Source organism: Ensifer sp. WSM1721 (assembly GCF_000513895.2).
Taxonomy (GTDB): Bacteria; Pseudomonadota; Alphaproteobacteria; order Rhizobiales; family Rhizobiaceae; genus Sinorhizobium.
In genome coordinates this window covers 2,783,217-2,803,958 of sequence record NZ_CP165782.1, presented here as the reverse complement: position 1 = coordinate 2,803,958, position 20,742 = coordinate 2,783,217, and the positions used below count along the sequence as shown (strand labels likewise).

Annotated in this window: 12 protein-coding genes; 1 reads left to right on the top strand and 11 read right to left on the bottom strand. The window is 63.5% G+C overall.

From position 1 onward, the window contains the following. Positions 1-86 precede the first annotated feature (86 nt). The 10 genes from M728_RS13685 to M728_RS13640 all read right to left on the bottom strand — a co-directional run bounded on the left by M728_RS13685 (position 87) and on the right by M728_RS13640 (position 18,686). Entirely contained in the window at positions 87-1,715 is a 1,629-nt protein-coding gene (locus tag M728_RS13685) for an alpha-D-glucose phosphate-specific phosphoglucomutase (RefSeq protein ID WP_026620735.1), read from the bottom strand. 5 nt (positions 1,716-1,720) lie between these two features. After that, complete coding sequence (gene glgA, locus M728_RS13680) at positions 1,721-3,163, bottom strand: glycogen synthase GlgA (protein WP_026620736.1); 1,443 nt, start codon at positions 3,161-3,163, stop codon at positions 1,721-1,723. Positions 3,164-3,169: 6 nt separating this feature from the next. Further along, complete coding sequence (gene glgC / locus M728_RS13675; protein ID WP_026620737.1) at positions 3,170-4,432, bottom strand: glucose-1-phosphate adenylyltransferase; 1,263 nt, start codon at positions 4,430-4,432, stop codon at positions 3,170-3,172. Between the two features lie 115 nt (positions 4,433-4,547). Continuing rightward, the gene (gene glgB, locus M728_RS13670) at positions 4,548-6,758 is read right to left on the bottom strand and encodes a 1,4-alpha-glucan branching protein GlgB (protein ID WP_026620738.1); all 2,211 of its coding nucleotides are present in this window, start codon (positions 6,756-6,758) and stop codon (positions 4,548-4,550) included. Continuing rightward, positions 6,755-9,220, bottom strand: coding sequence for a glycogen/starch/alpha-glucan phosphorylase (locus tag M728_RS13665; RefSeq protein WP_156943427.1), 2,466 nt, complete (start codon positions 9,218-9,220; stop codon positions 6,755-6,757). The genes glgB and M728_RS13665 overlap by 4 nt, the downstream gene beginning before the upstream one ends. Positions 9,221-9,453: 233 nt before the next feature. Further along, a complete protein-coding gene (locus M728_RS13660; protein ID WP_026620740.1) occupies positions 9,454-10,731 on the bottom strand; it encodes a pilus assembly protein TadG-related protein in 1,278 nt (425 codons plus the stop codon). 178 nt (positions 10,732-10,909) lie between these two features. Further along, positions 10,910-11,788, bottom strand: coding sequence for a transglutaminase family protein (locus M728_RS13655; protein WP_026620741.1), 879 nt, complete (start codon positions 11,786-11,788; stop codon positions 10,910-10,912). 14 nt (positions 11,789-11,802) lie between these two features. Beyond that, a complete protein-coding gene (locus M728_RS13650) occupies positions 11,803-14,211 on the bottom strand; it encodes a circularly permuted type 2 ATP-grasp protein (protein ID WP_026620742.1) in 2,409 nt (802 codons plus the stop codon). Further along, positions 14,212-17,538 (bottom strand): DUF2126 domain-containing protein, encoded by a 3,327-nt coding sequence (locus M728_RS13645; protein WP_026620743.1) that lies wholly within the window; start codon positions 17,536-17,538, stop codon positions 14,212-14,214. It lies immediately after the preceding gene. Between the two features lie 113 nt (positions 17,539-17,651). Then, entirely contained in the window at positions 17,652-18,686 is a 1,035-nt protein-coding gene (locus tag M728_RS13640; protein ID WP_026620744.1) for an aldo/keto reductase, read from the bottom strand. Between the two features lie 106 nt (positions 18,687-18,792). On the opposite strand from M728_RS13640, the gene M728_RS13635 reads away from it, so the two are divergent. Further along, positions 18,793-19,743 carry a LysR family transcriptional regulator gene (locus M728_RS13635; protein ID WP_026620745.1) on the top strand — a complete coding sequence of 317 codons (951 nt, stop codon included), beginning with the start codon at positions 18,793-18,795 and terminating at the stop codon, positions 19,741-19,743. Positions 19,744-19,936: 193 nt separating this feature from the next. Here the strand turns inward: M728_RS13635 and M728_RS13630 are convergent, their stop codons facing one another. Then, on the bottom strand, positions 19,937-20,698 hold the full coding sequence (locus tag M728_RS13630) for a VOC family protein (RefSeq protein WP_026620352.1): 762 nt from the start codon (positions 20,696-20,698) through the stop codon (positions 19,937-19,939). Positions 20,699-20,742: the final 44 nt, after the last annotated feature.

Sequence of the window (20,742 nt, the reverse complement as noted above, 5' to 3'; positions counted from 1 at the left end):
TGTAGGGGAAATGCCCGGCAGGGCAGAGGGGGGTAACGGCAAGCACAGAGAAGGACCGCACATCGCGGTCCCTATCGATACACACCTCAGGTGATTACGCTTGGTCCGTCGCGGCCGGTGCGTTTCTTGATCTCGGCGATCTCGTCGGCAACGGCGATCAGATCGGCGAGCGCGGCCTGTGTGTCGAGGTCGTGGCGCGCCGGATCCGGCTCGTAGCGCTCGATATAGACGCGCAGCGTCGCGCCCGATGTTCCCGTCCCCGACAGGCGGTAGACGACGCGCGACCCGCCCTTGAAGAGGATGCGGATGCCCTGGTTCTTGCTGACCGACTTGTCGACGGGGTCGTCATAGGAGAAGTCGTCGGCCGTTTCGACCGTGAGCGCGCCGAAACTCTTGCCCGGCAACTCTGCGAGCTTGTCGCGAAGCGCGGCGATCAGGCCATTCGCAGCGTCCGTGTCGACCGCCTCATAGTCGTGGCGGGAATAATAGTTGCGGCCGTAGGTCGCCCAATGCTTGCGCGCGATCTCAAGCGCGCTCTCCTTGCGCACCGCCAGAATGTTGAGCCAGAGCAGAACGGCCCAGAGCCCGTCCTTCTCGCGCACGTGGTTCGATCCGGTGCCGGCGCTTTCCTCGCCGCAGATCGTCGCGAGACCCTCGTCGAGCAGGTTGCCGAAGAATTTCCAGCCGGTCGGCGTTTCGTAAAGGCCGATGCCGAGCTTCTCGGCGACGCGGTCGGCGGCACCACTCGTCGGCATGGAGCGTGCGATCCCGACAAGCCCGTTGGCATAGCCGGGCGCCAGATGCGCATTGGCTGCGAGCATCGCGAGGCTGTCGGAGGGGGTAACGAAGATTCCTTTGCCGATGATCAGGTTCCGGTCGCCGTCGCCGTCGGAGGCCGCACCGAAATCCGGTGCGTCCGCTGCCATCATCGTCTCGTAGAGTGCGCGGGCGTGGACGAGGTTCGGGTCCGGATGGTGGCCTCCGAAATCCGGCAGCGGTATGAAGTTCATGACCGAGCCCTTGGGCGCACCGAGCCGCTTTTCGAGGATCTCCTTGGCATAGGGGCCGGTGACCGCGCTCATCGCGTCGAAGACGACGCGGAAGCCGCCGGCGATCAGCTTGCGGATCGCATCGAAATCGAACAGGCTCTCCATCAGTTCGGCATAGTCGGCGACCGGATCGATGACCGTTACCGTCAGGCTCTCGACCTGTTGGTTGCCTTCGACGTCGAGATTGACGTCCGGAACGTCGGCGATCTTGTAGCTGTCGATCACCTTGCTGCGGGCAAAGATTGCATCCGTCACCTTCTCCGGTGCCGGACCGCCATTGCCGACATTGTATTTGATGCCGAAGTCCTCGGTGGGACCACCGGGATTGTGACTTGCGGAGAGCACGATGCCGCCGAAGGCCTTGTATTTGCGGATGACATTTGAAGCGGCCGGTGTCGAGAGAATGCCGCCGCGGCCGACGAGCACGCGGCCGAATCCGTTCGCTGCCGCCATCTTGACGGCCTTCTGGATGACTTCACGATTGTAATAGCGGCCGTCGCCGCCGATCACCAGCGTCTGGCCCTCATAGCCTTCGAGCGAATCGAAGATCGACTGGATGAAATTCTCGGCATAGTTCTTCTGCTGGAAGACCGGGACCTTCTTTCTGAGGCCCGATGTGCCGGGTTTCTGGTCGCTATAGGGGTTGGTGGAGACGTCTTTTATCATCTGTCTTAGCCTTTCGCGAGAAGACCGGAGTAGAGCGAAGCATAGCGTTCCGCACTCTTGGCCCAGGAAACGTCGGACTTCATGCCCTGGTTCTGCAGGCGCGCCCACACTTTCGGCTCGCTGTATGCACGCATCGCGCGCCGGATCGCAAGGCGCAGGCCGTCGGCGTTAACCGGGTGGAACTGGAAGCCGGTCGCGACTCTGGCCGACAGCGCCGCCTCGTTGGCGTCGATGACCGTGTCGGTCAGGCCGCCGGTACGGGCGACGATCGGCACGCAACCATAACGCAGACCATAGAGCTGCGTCAGCCCGCAGGGCTCGAAGCGCGACGGAATGAGGATCGCGTCGGCGCCCGCCTGCATCAGGTGAGACAGCGGCTCGTCATAGCCCGTCACCATGCCGATGCGGCCGCGATGGCGCGAGGCGGCGGCCATGAGCGCCCCCTCAAGCGCCCTGTCGCCGGAGCCGAGCACGACGAGCTTGCCACCGCGCGCTACGATATCGTCGGCCACTTCCGCCAAGAGGTCCATGCCTTTTTGCCAGGTGAGCCGGCTGATGACGCAGAAGATCGGGCCGGAGCTCTTGTCGAGACCAAAGCGCTCTTCCAATGCCTCGCGGTTGGCCGCCCGTTGCTTGATCTTGGTGGGACCGTAGTTCCGTGCGATGTGCGGGTCCGTCTCCGGATTCCAGGTGTCGACATCGATGCCGTTGACGATCCCGGTGAGGTCGGCCGCCCGGCTTGCCAGAAGGCCTTCCATGCCCATGCCGAATTCCGGCGTCAGGATTTCATGGGCGTAGGAAGGGCTAACGGTGGTGATCGCCGTGGCCGTCTGCAGGCCGCCTTTCAGAAACCCGACATCGCCGTAATATTCGACGAACTGCGTGGAGAAGGCCTCGGGCGGCAGGGAGAGTTCGGGGAAGACGGACGCGCCGAACTGACCCTGGAAGGCGATGTTGTGAATGGTCAGAACCGTCGGCATGTTCCGCGCCGAGCCAAAGCGCATATAGACCGGCGTCAGCGCCGCCTGCCAGTCGTGAACATGGACGATGTCCGGCTTCCAGCCGGCAACGACATCGTCTCCGGCGATTTCTGCGGCCGCGAGCGACAGGGCGGCGAAGCGGCGGAAATTGTCCGGATAGTCGCGGCCGGTCGGATCGAGATAAGGGCCGCCGTCGCGGTCGTAGAGGGCCGGCTGATCGAGAACGAGGAGGTCCAGTCCGTCAAGTTCGGCCGCAAGCACCGTCGCGGGGTGGCCGAACAGATTGCCAATGCCGCCGACCGCCTTCCTCTTTTTCAGCTTGTGGAGCACGGCGGGATAGCCGGGCACCAGCGTGCGCGTGCGGATGCCGTGGGGAAGAAGAGCGGCCGGAAGCGCGCCGACGACATCGGCGAGTCCCCCGGTCTTGACCAGCGGGAAGACCTCTGACGCAACGGACAGGATGTTCATGCAGACCTACATTCCCAGCTTGTCGATCATCGTTTGCGTGATCAGGCAGACACCGTTTTCCGTGCGGCGGAAGCGTTTCGCATCGAGCTCCGGATCATCGCCGACGACCAGCCCTTCCGGAATGACGACCCGGCTGTCGATGACGACGTTGCGGAGAATCGAGTGACGCCCGATCGTCACGTCGGGAAGAACTACGGCATTTTCGAGTCGGGAGTATGAATTGACCCGGACGCCGGTGAACAGGAGGCTCCTGTTGAGCGCCGCACCGGAGATGATGCAATCGCCGGAGACGAGCGAGGAAGTCGCCGAGCCGCGGCGGTCTTCGTCGTCGTGGACGAACTTGGCGGGCGGTTTGATTTCGGAGAAAGTCCAGATCGGCCAGGTGCTGTCGTAGATGTCGAGCTCCGGCGTGATATGAGTGAGGTCGATATTGGCCTGCCAGTAGGCGTCGATCGTGCCGACGTCGCGCCAATAGGCCTCGCGCTCGAAATCGGAGCGGACGCAGGAGTGGGTGAAGCGGTGGGCGACCGCTTTTCCGTGTTCGACGATATAGGGGATGATGTCCTTGCCGAAGTCGCGGCTCGACTTCGGATCGGCGGCATCCCGGCGCAGCATGTCCATCAAAAATTTCGTATGGAAAACGTAAATGCCCATCGAGGCGAGCGCCATCTCGGGGTTGCCTGGAATGCCGGGCGGATCGGCCGGCTTCTCGACGAAGGCGATGATGCGATCCTGGTTGTCCACATGCATGACGCCGAAGCCGGTCGCCTCCATGCGCGGCACTTCCAGGCAGCCGATCGTCACGTCGGCGCCGGAATCCACGTGCTGCTGCAGCATCAGCTCGTAGTCCATCTTGTAGACGTGATCGCCGGCGAGAATCACCATGTATTCGACGCCGTGGTCCTCGATGATGTCGATGTTCTGAAAGACCGCGTCGGCGGTGCCTTCATACCATTGCGTCTCCGAGACGCGCTGGCTCGCCGGCAGGATATCGAAGCTCTCGTTGCGCTCGGGGCGGAAGAAGTTCCAGCCGCGCTGCAGGTGGCGGATCAGCGAGTGGGCCTTGTATTGCGTCGCCACCCCGATGCGGCGGATACCGGAATTCAGCGCGTTGGAAAGCGCGAAATCGATGATGCGTGCCTTGCCGCCGAAATAGACGGCGGGCTTGGCACGCCGGTCGGTCAGTTCCTTCAGCCGACTGCCGCGGCCACCGGCGAGAACATAGGCCATGGCATCACGAGCCAGAGGTTGCGTACGTTTTTCCACCATTTGTCCTCCCCAGGATCAGTTCGAGGACTGCTTGGCGGCATTGTGCGACGCCTCGCGGCCCACATGATTTTCTTCCTGTTCCGCCCCGCCGGTAAGCCCGGCCGGGAAAAATGCGCTAATCCTGCTCCAGCATCAGCGTCGCCAAAGGCGGCAGCGTGATGGTGGCGATTGTCTCTCCGTTCGATCTCTTCTCGGCATAGACGGCGCCGCCGTTGCCCTTGCCACTCCCTCCATAGATTTCCGCATCGGTGTTGACGATTTCCTTCCAGCGCCCCGCGACCGGAAGCGGTACGTCGTAATGCTCCCGGTAGACCGGGGTGAAGTTGGTGACAACGGCGACCAGCTTTTCTCCGGGCGCTTTCCTCAGCCAGGCGAAGACGGAATTCTCGCGGTCGTCGGCGATCATCCATTCGAAGCCATCGCCCTCGCAGTCGCGCGCATGGAGCGCCGGCTTTGAGCGATAGGTGCCGTTCAAGTCGCGCACCAGGCGCCGCATGCCCTCGTGCAGATGGTATTCGAGCAGGTTCCAGTCGAGCGCGCGGTCCTCCGCCCATTCGCGCCATTGCGCAAATTCCTGCCCCATGAAGAGCAGCTTCTTGCCGGGATAGCCCCACATGAAGCCGTAATAGGCCCGGAGATTGGCGAACTTCTGCCAGTCGTCGCCGGCCATCTTGGCAACCAGCGATCCCTTGCCGTGCACGACCTCGTCATGCGACAGCGGCAGCACGAAGTTCTCGCTGAAGGCGTAGAGCAGGCCGAAGGTCATGTCGTTGTGGTGGAACTTGCGGTGCACGGGCTCACGCGCGAGATATTGCAGCGTGTCGTGCATGAAGCCCATGTTCCACTTGAAGCCGAAGCCGAGCCCGCCCGCATGCACGGGATGCGAGACCTTCGGCCAGGAGGTCGACTCCTCGGCGATGGTCAGCACGCCCTGGTGGATGCCGTAGAGGCGGGTGTTCATCGTCTGCAGGAACCGCACGGCCTCGAGATTTTCGTTGCCGCCATATTCGTTCGGCACCCATTCGCCGTGCTGGCGCGAATAGTCGAGGTAGAGCATCGAGGCGACCGCATCGACGCGCAGGCCGTCGACATGGAACTTCTCCGCCCAGTAGAGGGCGTTGTTGACGAGATAGGCGACGACCTCGTCGCGCCCGAAATTGTAGATCGCCGTGTTCCAGTCGGGATGGAAGCCCTGGCGCGGGTCGGCGTGTTCGTAGAGCGCGGTGCCGTCGAACCAGCGAAGTCCATGCTCGTCGGTTGGGAAATGCGCCGGCACCCAGTCCAGGATGACGCCGATGCCGACCTTGTGGCAGCCGTTGACGAAGCGGGCAAAGCCTTCGGGCTCGCCGAAGCGGGCGGTCGGCGAGTAAAGCCCGGTCGTCTGGTAGCCCCAGGATGGATCGTAGGGGTACTCGGAGATCGGCAGGAATTCGATATGAGTGAAGCCCATGTCGACGCAATAGGGGATCAGCCGGTCAGCGAGTTCGTCCCAGGTGAGCATTCCGCCGTCGTCGCGGCGCTGCCAGGAGGCGGCATGGACCTCGTAGATGGAAATCGGCTGGCGGCGTGGGTCGACCTCCTCCCAATGCTGCCGGTGCGCTTCGTCCTCCCATACCTGGGCGATTTCACCGGTCGTCACCGACGCAGTGTTGGGGCGGAGTTCCGAGCGCCTGGCGAAGGGATCTGCCTTCAGCGGAAGGAGCGTACCGTCCTTGCCGAGGATTTCGTATTTGTACGGGGCACCGGCGGGCACGTCGGGGATGAAGATTTCCCAGATGCCCGTATCAGTGCGCAGGCGCATGACGTGCCGGCGTCCGTCCCAGTCGTTGAAGCTGCCGACGACGGAGACGCGGCGCGCGTTCGGCGCCCAGACCGCGAAGTGGAAGCCCTCCGCTCCGTCATGCCAAATCTGATGAGCGCCCATCTTTTCGAAAAGACGAAGGTGCGATCCCTCACGGATATAATAGTCATCCATCGGCCCGAGAACGGGGCCGAAGCTGTAGGGATCGACGACGATCCACTCGCCGCCACTGTTGCGGGCGCGGTAGCGGATGGGCTGCTCTTTCCGGAGCGACACCGGCCCCTCGAAGAAGCCGGCGTCGTCGCGCCGCTCCAGCGCGCCGATTTCCTTGCCGGAGAGGGTTTCCGCCACCACCGTTTCTGCGCCGGGGATGAAGCATCGGGCGACATAGGTCTCGCCCGCTGCATGCATGCCGAGGACGGAGAAGGGGTCGTTATGGGTACCGGAAAGTATTGCGACAATCTCCGGCGCCGGCAGCGTGCCTGACGGGGCGGGGGCTGGATCCTTGCCGGGAGCAGACGTCATCCGGCTCTCCAGATTTCTCCGGCATATTGCCGGATCGTGCGATCGGATGAGAACCAGCCCATGCGGGCGGTATTGCGGATCGCCTTCGAATACCAATCCGAGGGCGTGGTCCAGAGCTGGTCGATCTCGCGCTGCGCTTTCGCATAGGCCTCGAAGTCCGCTGCGACCATGAACCAGTCATGATTGTAGAGCCCGTCGACAAGGCTCGAAAAGCGACTGCGGTCGTCGGGCGAGAAGACGCCGGACGCAATCGCGGAGAGCGCCTGCGACAGCTCGCGCGAGGCTTCGATGATGGCGCGCGGATTGTGGCCTTCAGCCCGTGCGCTGGCCACCTCCTCGGCGGTCATGCCGAAGATCTTGATGTTTTCCTCGCCGATCCAGTCGCGCATCTCGACATTGGCGCCGTCGAGCGTGCCGATGGTCAGGGCGCCGTTTAAGGCGAACTTCATGTTGCCGGTGCCGGACGCCTCCATGCCCGCGGTCGAGATCTGCTCGGAGAGATCTGCCGCCGGAACCATCACCTCCGCGAGCGAAACGTTGTAATTGGGGATGAAGACGATCTTGAGCAGGCCGCGAACGGCCGGGTCGTTGTTGATGACGCGGGAGATGTCGTTGGCAAGTTTGATGATCAGCTTGGCATTATGGTAGCTCGGTGCTGCCTTGCCGGCGAAGAGCTTGACGCGCGGCACCCAGTCGAGCTCGGGATGCGAGCGGATCTGGTCGTAGAGGGCTACGGCCTCAATGAGGTTCAGAAGCTGGCGCTTGTACTCGTGGATGCGCTTGATCTGGATGTCGAACATTGCCGAGGGATCGAGCCGGATGCCGAGACTCGTCTGGACCAGCTTCGCCAGCCTCACCTTGTTGGCGCGCTTCACGGCGGCGAAATGCTCCTGGAAATCCGCCTTGTCGGCGAAGGCATCGAGTGCCTGCAGCGCCTCGGTATTGTCCATGAACTCGTCGCCGATCGCCTCGCGGATAAGCGCGAACAGGCCCGGATTGCATTGCATCAGCCAGCGGCGCGGCGTGATGCCGTTGGTCTTGTTGTTGATGCGGTCGGGATAGAGCCGGTGCAGGTCGGCGAAGACCGTCTCCTTCATCAGTTCCGTATGCAGCGCCGAGACGCCGTTGATCGAATGGGAGCCGACGAAGGCGAGATTGCCCATGCGAACGCGCCGCTCACCCGCCTCGTCGATCAGCGAGATGCTGCGAATCTCCTCGTCCGTCGCATGCTTCTGCCTGCGCGCTTCGATCAGGATCTTGGCGTTTATGGCATAGACGATCTGCATGTGGCGCGGCAGCAGCCGTTCGAAGAGCGGCACCGGCCAGCTTTCGAGCGCCTCCGGCAGCAAGGTATGGTTGGTATAGGCGAAGGTGCGTCGCGTGATATCCCAGGCCTGCTCGAAATCGAGCCCGTGGACGTCGGTCAGGAGACGCACGAGTTCGGCCACGGAGACGGCCGGATGGGTGTCGTTGAGCTGGATCGCGACCGCGTCCGGCAACGAGGTGAAGTCGGGATATTGCTGCAGGTGCCGACGCAGGATGTCCTGGAGGGAGGCCGAGGAGAAGAAATATTCCTGCCTGAGCCTCAGTTCTTGGCCGGCCGGCGTCGCATCGGCGGGATAGAGCACGCGCGTCAGGCTCTCCGCCTTGTTGCTTTCGCGCAGCGCCCCGATATGGTCACCGGCATTGAAGGCGTCGAGCAGGATCGGGTCGATCGGCTGCGCCGCCCAGAGGCGTAGCGTGTTGACGCGGGTCGCCCGCCAGCCGACGGCCGGCGTGTCGAAAGCCGTGGCGATGACGCGTTCGGCCGGCTTCCAGACGTAGCGCTGCACTTCCTCGTCGAGATTGACGGTTTCCACGCTGCCGCCGAAGCCGATCTCGTAGGAACTTTCTCGCCGTTCGAACTCCCAGGGGTTGCCATGGGCCAGCCAGGTTTCCGGCAGTTCGACCTGCCAGCCGTCAGCCATCTGCTGGCGGAACAGGCCGTGCATGTAGCGGATGCCGTAGCCATAGGCGGGCACATCGACGGTCGCCATGGATTCCATGAAACAGGCGGCGAGACGGCCAAGGCCGCCGTTGCCGAGTGCCGCGTCGGGCTCGAGCCCGGCGATCACGTCGATATCGACTCCGAGCGAGGCGAGCGCGTCGCGCATCTCGTCCATCAGGCCGAGATTGGTCATGGCGTCGCGCATCATGCGGCCGATCAGGAACTCGAGCGACATGTAGTAGACGCGCTTGGCGCCCGTCGCATAGGTCTTGCGCGTGGATTCCATCCACCTGTCGGTGATACGGTCGCGCGCAACGAGTATCGCGGCGGTCAGCCAGTCATGCGGCTTGGCGACTTTCGGGTCCTTGCCGATGCGATATTTGAGGCGCTCGAGGATCTCCACCGCGAGTTGGCCGGGTTCGGACGACCTGGGAGCGGGATGCGGCAGTTCGGTGGTGGAGAGCCGATTCATCATGAGAACTGTCGTCACCCTTATTGCATTTCAGGAGGCTGCAGGCCGGAACCGACCTGGATCGAGGCAATTTATGCATCGATCCGAAGCGCTTGCAACAGGTGTTTTTCAAAGGTTTAAAATAGCAAGGGCTTGTCGGCGGGCGAGGCCGTGGTGATTTTCGACTGGCTTCGCACAAAGAAAAATGCCGCCCGGTGAGCCTGGGCGGCATCAAGGGGATATGTGGCGGTGCGGCCTTATTTGGTCAAGCGCGACGCCATGGCCGCCGCCTTTTCACCGATCTTCTTGAACTCGGCGACCAGTTCTTCTGCATTCTCCGCCTCGAGATAGTGCTCGTTGGATGTGGCGCAGTATTGGAGGAGGTCCTTGCCGCGCTGCGGGGCCATAAAGGCGACCGTAAACACCTGAATGCCCGCAATCTTAGCTTTGTCGCAATAGCTTTTGGTCATCGCATCCGAGGAAAGGTTGTCGGGTCTTCCGTTGAAATGCGTGTTTTCACCATCCGTCATGAACACAATGTATTTTTCCGGGACCTGGCCGTTCTTCACTGCGTGCGCCTTGTCCTCAAGGTTTGTGCCTGCGCTGTCCTTTGCCGTCAGCTTTTCGTATGCGGTTTTGAATGCCGAGCTTGAATCGGTGCCGCCGATGGCCTTGAGCGCTTTGACATAGGTGCCGGCTGTCGGCGAGCCCCAATACAGCTCCGTCGCCGGATCCTGCTTGTCGTTATAGGAAACTGCGCCGGCACGCATGTACTCCTGTTCCGGATCTGCCAGCACCAGCGGCGCGAACATATCGTTTACGGCCGTCTTCAGCGTGCTGATCTTGTCGATATAGCATGGGCTGGTGGCCACCAGATTGGGATATTGCCACCAGTTTGACGAGGTATAGTTCGGGCACCTGGTTCTCGTCTTATCGACCGTGGTGGTCTTCCACGCCATCGAGCCGGAGCGATCAAGCACCAGATACATGGAAATGGCATTCCTGGTCTCTGTGGCGCTTTCCGCCGTCGCCCGCGTCTCAAGCTCGATCGACTCCTGGCCGAGCAGGCGCGTCATTGCGTTGAACTGCAGCAGGTGCTTGTTGACGATGGAAACCTTGAACGACTTCCCTTTCGTGCCGTTCGGCGTTTCGGTGATGTTCACCTCCGACGTATTCACATCGTCCCACTCCGGCCGCGAGGCCGCATCGGTGCCCTCGGTCGCAGGCTCGTCGCCCGCCCCGGGGAGGTCCGCTGCGTTGCTGGCGGCAATCTGAGCTTTCAGGAACTTGCGTGCGATCGCCTTGGCTTCCTCGACGTCCGGCCTTGCGTCGGATACCAGCGCGGAGGCCGCCGCAAGGGCGGCCGCATCAGTCGCATCCTGGAGCTGATTCTTGGTCATCAGCATGTTGGCCATATCGATGGAAACACCGCCGGCGGCAAGCAGCAGCGGCGCGAGCAAGGCCGTCATCATTGCGAAATTGCCGCCCCGATCCTGGAGCATCGCCGCCAAGGATCGGCTGGATCGTTTTCCCATCGTTGCATACCCCCAGAAGAACACGTTGCAAGCTCAGGGCAAGATTTAGCAGGTGATATCTTACCGTCCGCTTCAAGCGATCGGTTCAATCTTAATGAATCGCCGGAAAATCCCCGATTTTTGCGGGGGTTCGCGTTCCCGCTGCCGCGCGGAAATGGAACGATTGTGCCAATTCGGATCAGCCGACCGGAATGACGTCGACGGCCTGTTCCGTTGTGTGACTGCCGTAGCTTTTGAGCACGCCGATCACGGGTGCAACGTCGCCATAATCGCGGCCGTGGCCGACGACGATGTGATCGGTGCCGGCGGGAATGTTGTTCGTCGGGTCGAGTTCCATCCAGCCGCCGGTGGTGCCGCACCAGAAACGGACCCAGGCATGCATCGCATCGGCGCCTTCAAGCCGCTCTTTGCCCGGCGGCGGCAAGGTCCTCAGGAAGCCGCTGACATAACCGGCAGGGATGCCAAGGCTGCGCAGCGCCACGATCATCACATGGGTGAAGTCCTGGCAGACCCCGCGCTTCAGCCTGAAGGCCTCGCCGGGCGTCGTGCTCACGGTCGTCGCTTCACTGTCGTAGACGAAGTCGCGGTGGATGCGATCGCAGACGGCGACGCCGATCTGCTGCACCGTCATGCCCTCTTTGGCGATCGCTCGCGCAAAGGCGGCAATTTCCGGCACCTCCGGCAGGAGCGGGCTCGGACCGACGAAGTGGTGAGGCGACTCGGCGTCAATCGACCAGCAGGCGGAAAGCTGGGGCGGGAGGCCGGCGAGCGGCGGTGAGAAATCGGCAGTGAGCGCGGACGCTTCCGCCTGAACGCGTGCCTGCATGCGGATGACGAGCTGGTCGTGCACCGAGCGGAACAGGATGGAGGTGGTCGGATTGGCGAAGAAGTCGACACTTTCCGTTCGCTCGTCGGGCGCTGGCTGGCAGGTGACCGACCCGGCGATGAGGCGCTGGCGGCCGGGGATGGAGGCAGGCAATACGCGCACGAGATGCCGCCCGCCGCTCACCGGAACCTCGTAGCCATAGGTGATCTTCAGGCTGATGTCATAGAGCATGAAGCCGCCCTCCGTCAGCCAAGATAGGTCTGCGCGAGCAGGTCCGACAGTCTTTCGAGGTCCTGCTCCAGTCGCTTGTACACGCCCGCGTTCAGCGCGTCGGGGGTCATTACTGCGAGGCCGGAATGGAGCCGCATCGTTTCCCGGTAGAAGGGCGACATCTGGCCGTTGACGAAGGCGTTCGGCAGCAGTTCGACCTCCGTCTTGATCTCGTTCAGTTGATATAGGATCGAACGTGGGTTGAGCGGGTCGAGCGCCAGGAGGTCCGTCACGGTCAGGGCGGCGGTGTTGACGTTGTAGCGGCGGCGGTGAGTCATGACGCTGTCGCCGATCTCGAGCAGCATGTCATAGGCGCCGTCGGGTGCCTCCGGCCCGGACATGTGGCCGAGGAGCCTTGTCATATGGAGGCCGCGTTCGAGATGGCGCCCGATCGACAGGAACCGCCAGCCCGTGAAGCGATACATGTTTTCGTGCACCAGGCCGGCAAAGCCGGCGAGCTTGCGCAGCAGGATCGTCATCGCGTGCGTGGCGTCGTCCCCCGCTTGGACGGTCGCGTGGAACTTCCGCGCCGTCTTGGACAGGTCATTGAGCGCGAGCCAGCCGTCCGGCGAGAAGCGGTCGCGGATGTTGCCGGCGCTGAAGAGGGCGCTGTCGATGCTGGAAAGCAGGCTGTCCGGCACCGGCTGGCGCGTGCTGATGTCGAGCGCGGCGAGATAGTCACTTACGTCTTGCAAGAGCGGCATGTTCGGATTGGCCGCTTCGGCGAAACGACCGTGCCAGGCGCGCAGGATCCGAAGCGCCCCTTCCGCCCGCTCGATGTAGCGGCCGAGCCAGAAGAGGTTGTCCGCCGCGCGGCTCGGCAGGCTCCCCGGAAGGTTGCGCGTGAAGCTCTCTTCGGCCGGAAGCAGCGTCGTGTGTTCGACCGGCTTGTCGCTGACGATCCAGACGTCGGCTGCCGTGCCGCCGGCCTGCATCGCGATTGCCGCCACGTCGTCGCCGGAACCGATGCGGGCGAAGCCGCCCGGCATGATATGCCAGCCGTCGCGCGTGCGCGCGGCGAAGACCCTGAGGCTCATCGGGCGTGGCGTCAGTCGCCCGCGCACCCAGGCCGGCGTCGTCGACAGGGTGACGACCTCCTGTCCAACCAGCTTGCCGCCGTCCGTCGCGAGCCATTCGGAAACGGAGGTCTTGGCCGTTTCGCGCAAGGAAGCCCCGAGCACCGACTGGCCGTTGTCGTCGAAGAAGGGACGCGTCGAATAGGCCGGACCGATGACCATGCCCTCGATATTGCCGGCGACCTGCGCGCGTTCGGACTCCTGCCCGCACCACCAGGTGGCGATTGACGGCAGCTTCTGCTCTTCGCCGATGAGATGGCGACAGATCGCCGGCATGAACGCCAGGAAGGCGCGCGTCTCCAGGATGCCCGAGCCGAGCGCATTGACGATGGCTAAGGAGCCTGCCCTCAGCGCCTCGACGATACCGGGCGTGCCGATGTGGGAGGACTGGTTGAGTTCCAGCGGATCGGCGAAGGACGCGTCGAGGCGGCGCCAGAGCACGCCGACGGGCTTCAGCCCGGCGACGGTGCGCACCATCACCCGGCCGCCGACGACCGTCAGATCCTCGCCTTCGAGCAGCATGAAGCCGAGATAACGGGCTATATAGGCGTGCTCGAAATAGGTCTCGTTGGCGATGCCGGGCGAGAGAACGGCAATGCGGTCGTCGGAGTGCTGCTTGCGGGCTTGGAGCGTATCGCGGAAGGCGCCGAAGAAGCCCGCCAGCCGATGGACGTGGGTCTCGGCATAAAGGTCGGAGAAGGCGCGTGTCGTCGCCACGCGGTTCTCGAGCGCGAAGCCGGCGCCCGATGGCGCTTCGGTGCGGTCGGAGAGCACCCACCAATTGCCGTCGGGCCCGCGTCCGATCTCGAAGGAGCAGAAGTGCAGGAAATGACCGTCGGCGGGCTTGATGCCGACGAGCGGGCGCAGGAACTCCGGATTGGAAGCAACGAGCGCCGGCGGCAGCAACCCCTCCCTGACCAGCCGGTTTTCGCCGTAGATGTCGGCGACCACCCGCTCCAGGAGTTCGGCGCGCTGCACGAGACCGTCAGAGACCGCCGCCCATTCCGCGTCGTCGATCAGGACAGGGATGTGCGACAGCGGCCAGCTTCGTTCCGAGCTTTCCTTGCCGTAGGCGCGATAGAAGACGCCGGCATCGCGGAGGTACCTGTCGGCGCGGGCAAAGCGGTTGGCGAGCTCGGTCTCATCCATCCGGTCCAGCGTCGCCAAAAGCCGTTGCCATACCGGACGGACTTTGCCCTTCGCGTCGAGCATCTCGTCCGCGACGCCCGGCAGCGCGCGATAGCCGAACACCGGGTCGCTTTCGAGCCGGCTCTTCTCCGTTGCCTCTGCCGCCTGCTTCTTCGCCATTTACGCTCCTACCGGACGCCTCAGGTCGAGCGTCAGGGGAAATTCCGCCGGCGGGGTCTCCGGCTGCAAACGATACATTCCGGCGGTGTGGCCCAAGGGTTCGAAGCGCGCCAGCCGACGTGCTTCGGCCTCGTTGCCGTTGACCGGAAAGGTCTCATAGTTACGCCCGCCCGGATGCGCAACATGATAGACGCAGCCGCCGATCGCGCGATTCGACCATGTATCATAAATGTCGAATGTGAGGGGAGAGTTCACCGGCAACACAGGATGCAGACCGGAGGCCGGTTGCCAGGCCTTGTAGCGGACGCCGGCAACGGCAACGCCGCTCGTGCCGGTCTTCGTAAGCGGTACCGGGCGGCCGTTGCAGGCGACCGTGTAACGGTCGGGATTGGCCGTTTCGAGCTTCACCTGCAGCCGCTCTACGGAGGAATCGACATAGCGAACGGTGCCGCCGATGGCGCCCTGCTCGCCCATCACGTGCCAGGGTTCGAGGGCCTGGCGGATTTCGAGCTTCGCTTCCGCGTATTCGACTTCGCCGCAGAAGGGGAAGCGGAATTCGAGTTGCGCCTCGAACCATTCGGGACGGAGATCGAAGCCATGGACGCGCAAGTCGGCGAGGACTTCGAGAAAATCCTGCCAGACGTAATGGGGCAGCATGAAGCGGTCGTGAAGCGTCGTACCCCAACGTACGAAGCGGCCCTCTATCGGGCTCTTCCAGAATCGAGCGATGAGCGCGCGCACCAGCAATTGCTGCGCTAGCGACATGCGCGCGTTCGGCGGCATCTCGAAGCCGCGGAACTCGATCAGCCCGAGCCGCCCCGTCGGACCATCCGGCGAAAACAGCTTGTCGATGCAGATTTCCGAGCGATGCGTGTTACCGGTGACGTCGACCAGCAGGTTGCGGAACAGCCGATCGACGAGCCAGGGCAGCGGCGGCAGACGGCCGGCACCCGGCGGCGGCACCTGAGCGAGAGCGATTTCGAGCTCATAGAGCGAATCGTGGCGGGCCTCGTCGATGCGCGGCGCCTGGCTGGTCGGACCGATGAAAAGGCCTGAGAAGAGGTAGGAAAGCGAAGGGTGCCGCTGCCAGTGAAGCACGATGCTCTTCAGAAGATCCGGCCGGCGCAGGAACGGGCTGTCGTTAGGGCTGCGGCCGCCGACAACGACGTGATTGCCGCCGCCCGTCCCCGTGTGGCGGCCGTCGATCATGAATTTGTCGGCGCCGAGCCGGCTCTGGCGCGCCTCCTCGTAGATCGCCGTGGTGATGTCGACGCATTCGTGCCAGGTGGACGCCGGATGGATGTTGACTTCGATCACCCCCGGGTCCGGTGCGACCCTGATGACGTTGATGCGTTCGTCCTGCGGCGGTGCATAGCCCTCGATGTGGACGGCGAGGCCGAGAGCAGCGGCGGCGCGCTCGGTCGCGGCGATGAGATCCAGATACTCCTCGATGCTCGTCGTCGGCGGCATGAAAACGGAGAGCCGGCCATCCCGTGGCTCGATGGTGATCGCGGTGCGGACATGACCGTCGATTTCGTCACGGGAAGGGGGGAGCGCTGTCGGGGGCTCCTCGGAGGCCTGAAAGCGCGACTGCTGCGCGCGGCCCTTCGTTTCGGCGAAATCCGGCAGGTCGCCGCGCGGCACCGTCGGGTCGACGGGGTTGACATAGGGATAGGACGAGGGGGAAATATAGGGCAGGGAGCCGAGCGGCAGGCGGTAGCCGACAGGGCTGTCGCCGGGCACGAGAAAGAGGCGGCCGCGCCGGCTCTTCCACTTCTCACTCATCCATCGCCGGTCCGATGCACGCGCATTCCACGCCTGCACCGGCAGCACGTAGCCGGTCGGCGTCGTCAGGCCACGCTCGAAAACGCGGGCAAGGCGGCTTCGTTCCTCCGGATCCTTGAGCTTGGAGTTGGACGGATCGACATTGTCCGGAAGGTTAGCTTCCTTGATGATCCATTCGGCGGGATCCTCATAGGCCGGAACGACCATGTCCGCCGCAATGTCGAGCTCGCCGGCAACCGCGGCGAGTAGGCGCTCGGCATCGCGCTCCGTCACTTCGTGGCGCCCGCGCTCCTCGGCTATGAGGTCGGGGCACTGCCAGATCGGCAGGCCGTCCCGTCGCCAATAAAGCGAGAAGGTCCAGCGCGGCAGGCTCTCGCCCGGATACCACTTGCCTTGTCCATAATGCAGGAAACCGCCGGGCGCGAAACGCTCGCGCAGCCGGCGGATGAGGGAGTCGGCCTTTTCGCGTTTGGTCGGGCCGACGGCGGCGGTGTTCCACTCGTCGGACTCGAAATCGTCGATCGACACGAAGGTTGGCTCGCCGCCCATCGTCAGCCGCACGTCGTTCTCTGCCAGCACCCGGTCGACCTTGTCGCCAAGCGCGTTCAGGGCTTCCCAGCTTTCGTCCGAGAAAGGCTTGGTGATGCGCGGATGTTCGGCGACGCGTGCGACCTTCATATCGAAGGCGAAATCCGATTTCGTCTCCGGATCGCCGAGGAAACCGCCCGAGATCGGCGCGGCGTTGCGATAATGCGGCGTTGCCGCGAGCGGGATGTGGCTTTCGCCGGTCAACAGCCCGGAGGTCGGGTCGAGCCCGATCCAGCCCGCGCCGGGAAGATACACCTCGGCCCAGGCGTGAAGGTCGGTAAAATCGTGATCGGTACCGGAGGGGCCGTCGAGGGCCTTCAGGTCGGGCGTGAGCTGAATGAGATAGCCCGAGACGAAACGCGCCGCAAAACCGAGGTTGCGGAGAATCTGCACGAGCAGCCAGCTCGAATCGCGGCACGATCCCCTGGCGAGGCCGAGCGTCTCTTCCGGCGACTGTACGCCTGGCTCCATGCGGATGACGTAGCCGATTTCCTTCTGCAGCCGCGCATTGAGGCCGACGACCATGTCGACGGTGCGCTGGCGCGAGCGGTCCACGCTCTCCATGAATGCCGAAAGCCTCGGCCTCATCGGCTCCGGCGTCATATAGATCTTCAGGTCCTCGCTTAAGTCTTCGGCGTAGCGGAAGGGCCAGTGCTCGGCCTCTTCCTCGACGAAGAAGTCGAAAGGATTGTAGACGGTCATGTCGGCGACGAGGTCGACTTCGATCTTCAGCTCCGTCACCGGATCGGGAAAGACGTAGCGGGCGAGATAGTTGCCGTAGGGGTCCTGCTGCAGATTGACGAAGTGGTTCACCGGTGAAACTTTGAGCGAGTGGCTGATGACCTTCGTTTTCGAGTGGGCCGCCGGCTTCAGCCTGATGATTTGCGGCGAAAGCCTTACCGGTCGGTCATAGGTATAGTGGGTCAGGTGGTAGATACTGGCCTTTATCGACATGCAGCTTTCCCCTCGATGGCAGGTCCTTCGCCCGCCATTCGAGAAGACTTTTGTGCAATGCAAAGAAGAAAGCAAGCCGAAACCGGGGCGGCTCCGGCTCGCCTCCCTCCTCATCAAACCGGTGGCGGATTGATCCGGGCGAAGCCCTCCTGCCGGTAGTAGGGAAAGTAGGGATAAGGCGCCGTCGCCGCGCTTGCCGCGTCAAGTCGCGCGATCTGATCGGCGGCGAGCGACCAGCCGACGGCGCCGAGATTCTGGCGCAACTGTTCCTCGTTGCGCGCGCCGATGATCACGCTCGATATGGTCGGGCGCTGAAGAAGCCAGTTGATGGCGACCTGCGGGACGGTCTTGCCGTTTTCCTTTGCGATGGCGTCGAGCACGTCGACGACATCGTAGAGCTTCTCCTCGTCTACCGGCGGCCCGAAGGCGGCGGTATCGTGCAGGCGGCTTCCCTCCGGCCAGGGCTCTCCACGGCGGATCCTGCCGGTCAGCCGTCCCCAGCCGAGCGGGCTCCATACGAGCGCGCCGACGCCCTGATCGAGACCGAGCGGCATGAGTTCCCATTCGTAGTCGCGGCCGACCAGCGAATAATAGACCTGGTGGGCGACATAGCGCGGATAGCCGTGGCGCTCGGCGATTGCGAGCGACTTCATCAATTGCCAGCCCGAGAAATTCGAGACGCCGACATAGCGAAGCTTGCCGGAGCGCACCAGCGCGTCGAGCGTCGATAGCACCTCTTCGACCGGCGTCCCGGCGTCGAAGGCGTGCAACTGCAGGAGGTCGATATAGTCCGTTCCAAGCCGCTTCAGCGCGTCTTCCACGCCCTTGATCAGTCGCGAGCGTGAGGAGCCCGCCTCGTTCGGTCCCTCGCCCATGGGGAGCGATATCTTCGTCGACAGGATCACCTCGTCGCGCCGCCGCTTAATCGCTGCGCCCAAGACCTCTTCGGATGCGCCGTCGGAATAGACGTCCGCCGTATCGAAGAGATTGACGCCCGTCTCCAGGCAGATGTCGACGAGGCGGCGGGCTTCGGCCGCATCCGTCTTGCCCCAGGCGCTGAAGAGCGGGCCCTTGCCGCCGAAGGTGCCCGCGCCGAAGCTGAGCGCAGGGACCTTCAATCCGGATGAGCCAAGTCGTCGATATTCCATTTCGGAAACTCCATTCTTGCTGATCATGTGGTTGACACAAGGATGGGGCCGGCTGTCTCTTGGATGTAGACCACTGGCCGGAACATTATTTGTGAGTTGAATTCATATGTCGCGACCCTCCATCAATCGCTCGGGCGAAATGGAAGTCTTCGCCAAGGCGGTGGAGCTCGGCGGCTTTTCCGCCGCGGCCCGCCACTATCGGATGACACCGTCGGCCGTCAGCAAGCTTGTGCTGCGCCTGGAAGAGCGGCTCGGCGTCAGGCTCGTGAACCGGTCCACGCGTAAGCTTCAGCTTACGCCCGAAGGACACGCGTTCTATGAGCGCACCGTTCGCATCCTTGCCGATATCGACGAGGCGGAGCGCTCGGCATCGGCCGGCGAAAGCCCGACGGGCAGGGTGCGGCTGAATGTGAACGCGTCGTTCGGCACCCACATACTGATCCCCCTCGTGCCGGAATTCCGGAGGCGCTTTCCGGCTGTCACTCTCGATATCGTCATGACCGATGCGGTGGTCGACCTGATGGAGGCGCGCGCCGACGTGGCGATCAGGGCTGGACCGCTCAAGAGCTCGACCTTGATCGCGCGCAAGCTCGGCGCGACGCGCATGATAGTCGTGGCGGCTCCTTCCTACCTGGAGCGCTGCGGCACGCCCTTCACGATCGAAGAGCTGAAGAGCCACGACCGGCTCGGCTTCTGCTATGCGCGCGCCATCGACGGTTGGCCGCTGAGGACTGGGAGCGAAACGATCGTGCTGCCCGCTTCGGGCGCGGTGCAGGTGAGCGACGGCGAGGGGTTGCGCCATCTCGCCCTTGCCGGCGCCGGTCTGGCGCGGCTAGCGGAATTCACCGTGCGCGAGGACGTTCGCGCCGGACGGCTCGTGCCCGTTCTGGAGGACCTCAATCCGGGAGACCTCGAAGAGATTCACGCCGTCTTTCTCGGCCAGGGCGGCGCGTTGCCCGCGCGCGTCAGGGCCGTTCTCGATTTCCTCGCCAGGTACGCTCGCGTCACGCCTGAGCCGGATATGAGAAAGACGCAGGGCTACTGCATGTGTCCTTAAATCGTACCCGATTTAAGGACAAAACATGCAGCAATTCAAAGTGCTACAGCGTCCTTTGTGCGTCTGAAAAGACGCACGGCGCTGTAGGCCCCGGCGCGAGCGGCTCGAGCATAAACATGCGGTCGCCGGAACAGGACGAGGACGCATGCTTGCGCCCGTCCCGCTCCGGCGGATCAACGGCTTTCCGCCGGGATCAGCGTTTCGGCGCGACCAGCGCGAAAAGCGCGCCTTGAGGATCGGTGAACTGCGCGATCCAGGCCCCGCCGGGCACTTCCATCGGTTCCATCAGCGCTTGCGCGCCGCCGGACTTCGCGCGGTCGATCGCTGCGTCGAGCGCCTCGACATTGAAGTAGTAGAGCCAGTAGGGATTGGGAACCTCTTTCGGCTTGGTCATCATGCCGCCGATCGGCTGACCGTTGTGGGCGAAGATCTGATAGACGCCCATGTCGCCCATATCCATCGCCTGGTCCTTGGTCCAGCCGAACAGCTTCGAGTAGAAGCCGAAGGCGGTGTCGAGATCGCCCGCCATCAGTTCGTGCCAGCCCACATTGCCAGCGGCCATCTGCTCCATGGAAGGCGGCGGTTCGCCGGCACCCTTGAAGAGGGCAAAGGCCGCGCCGTGCGGATCGGTGACGATCGCGAAGCGGCCGACATTCGGTATGTCCTCCGGCGCGCGATGAACCGTTCCGCCCTCTGCGCTGACCTTGGCGGCTGTGGCATCCACGTCGTCGACCGCCACATAGCCGAGCCATGCCGGCGGCACCTTCATCTCGAGCGCGCCATCGGGCATCGTCATCAATCCGCCCACCTGGTGCTCGCCGGCATAAAACAGCGTGTAGTCCATGCCCGGCATGCCCGCGTCGCGGCTGCTCCATTGAACTACGTTTTTGTAAAACGCCTCCGCCGCCTTCGTGTCGGTCGTCATCAGTTCGTACCAAACGAATTTCCCATGCATTGTCGGTCCTCCGGTTTTCATTAGGCATACTGTTCCGGCGAGGC

Coding starts and splice junctions, on each gene's coding strand:
- M728_RS13660 (WP_026620740.1), bottom strand. CDS start 10,731: ATGGGAAAACGATCCAGCCGATCCTTGGCGGCGATGCTCCAGGATCGG.
- M728_RS13665 (WP_156943427.1), bottom strand. CDS start 9,220: ATGATGAATCGGCTCTCCACCACCGAACTGCCGCATCCCGCTCCCAGG.
- glgC (WP_026620737.1), bottom strand. CDS start 4,432: ATGGTGGAAAAACGTACGCAACCTCTGGCTCGTGATGCCATGGCCTAT.
- M728_RS13650 (WP_026620742.1), bottom strand. CDS start 14,211: ATGGCGAAGAAGCAGGCGGCAGAGGCAACGGAGAAGAGCCGGCTCGAA.
- M728_RS13685 (WP_026620735.1), bottom strand. CDS start 1,715: ATGATAAAAGACGTCTCCACCAACCCCTATAGCGACCAGAAACCCGGC.
- glgB (WP_026620738.1), bottom strand. CDS start 6,758: ATGACGTCTGCTCCCGGCAAGGATCCAGCCCCCGCCCCGTCAGGCACG.
- M728_RS13655 (WP_026620741.1), bottom strand. CDS start 11,788: ATGCTCTATGACATCAGCCTGAAGATCACCTATGGCTACGAGGTTCCG.
- M728_RS13640 (WP_026620744.1), bottom strand. CDS start 18,686: ATGGAATATCGACGACTTGGCTCATCCGGATTGAAGGTCCCTGCGCTC.
- M728_RS13630 (WP_026620352.1), bottom strand. CDS start 20,698: ATGCATGGGAAATTCGTTTGGTACGAACTGATGACGACCGACACGAAG.
- glgA (WP_026620736.1), bottom strand. CDS start 3,163: ATGAACATCCTGTCCGTTGCGTCAGAGGTCTTCCCGCTGGTCAAGACC.
- M728_RS13645 (WP_026620743.1), bottom strand. CDS start 17,538: ATGTCGATAAAGGCCAGTATCTACCACCTGACCCACTATACCTATGAC.
- M728_RS13635 (WP_026620745.1), top strand. CDS start 18,793: ATGTCGCGACCCTCCATCAATCGCTCGGGCGAAATGGAAGTCTTCGCC.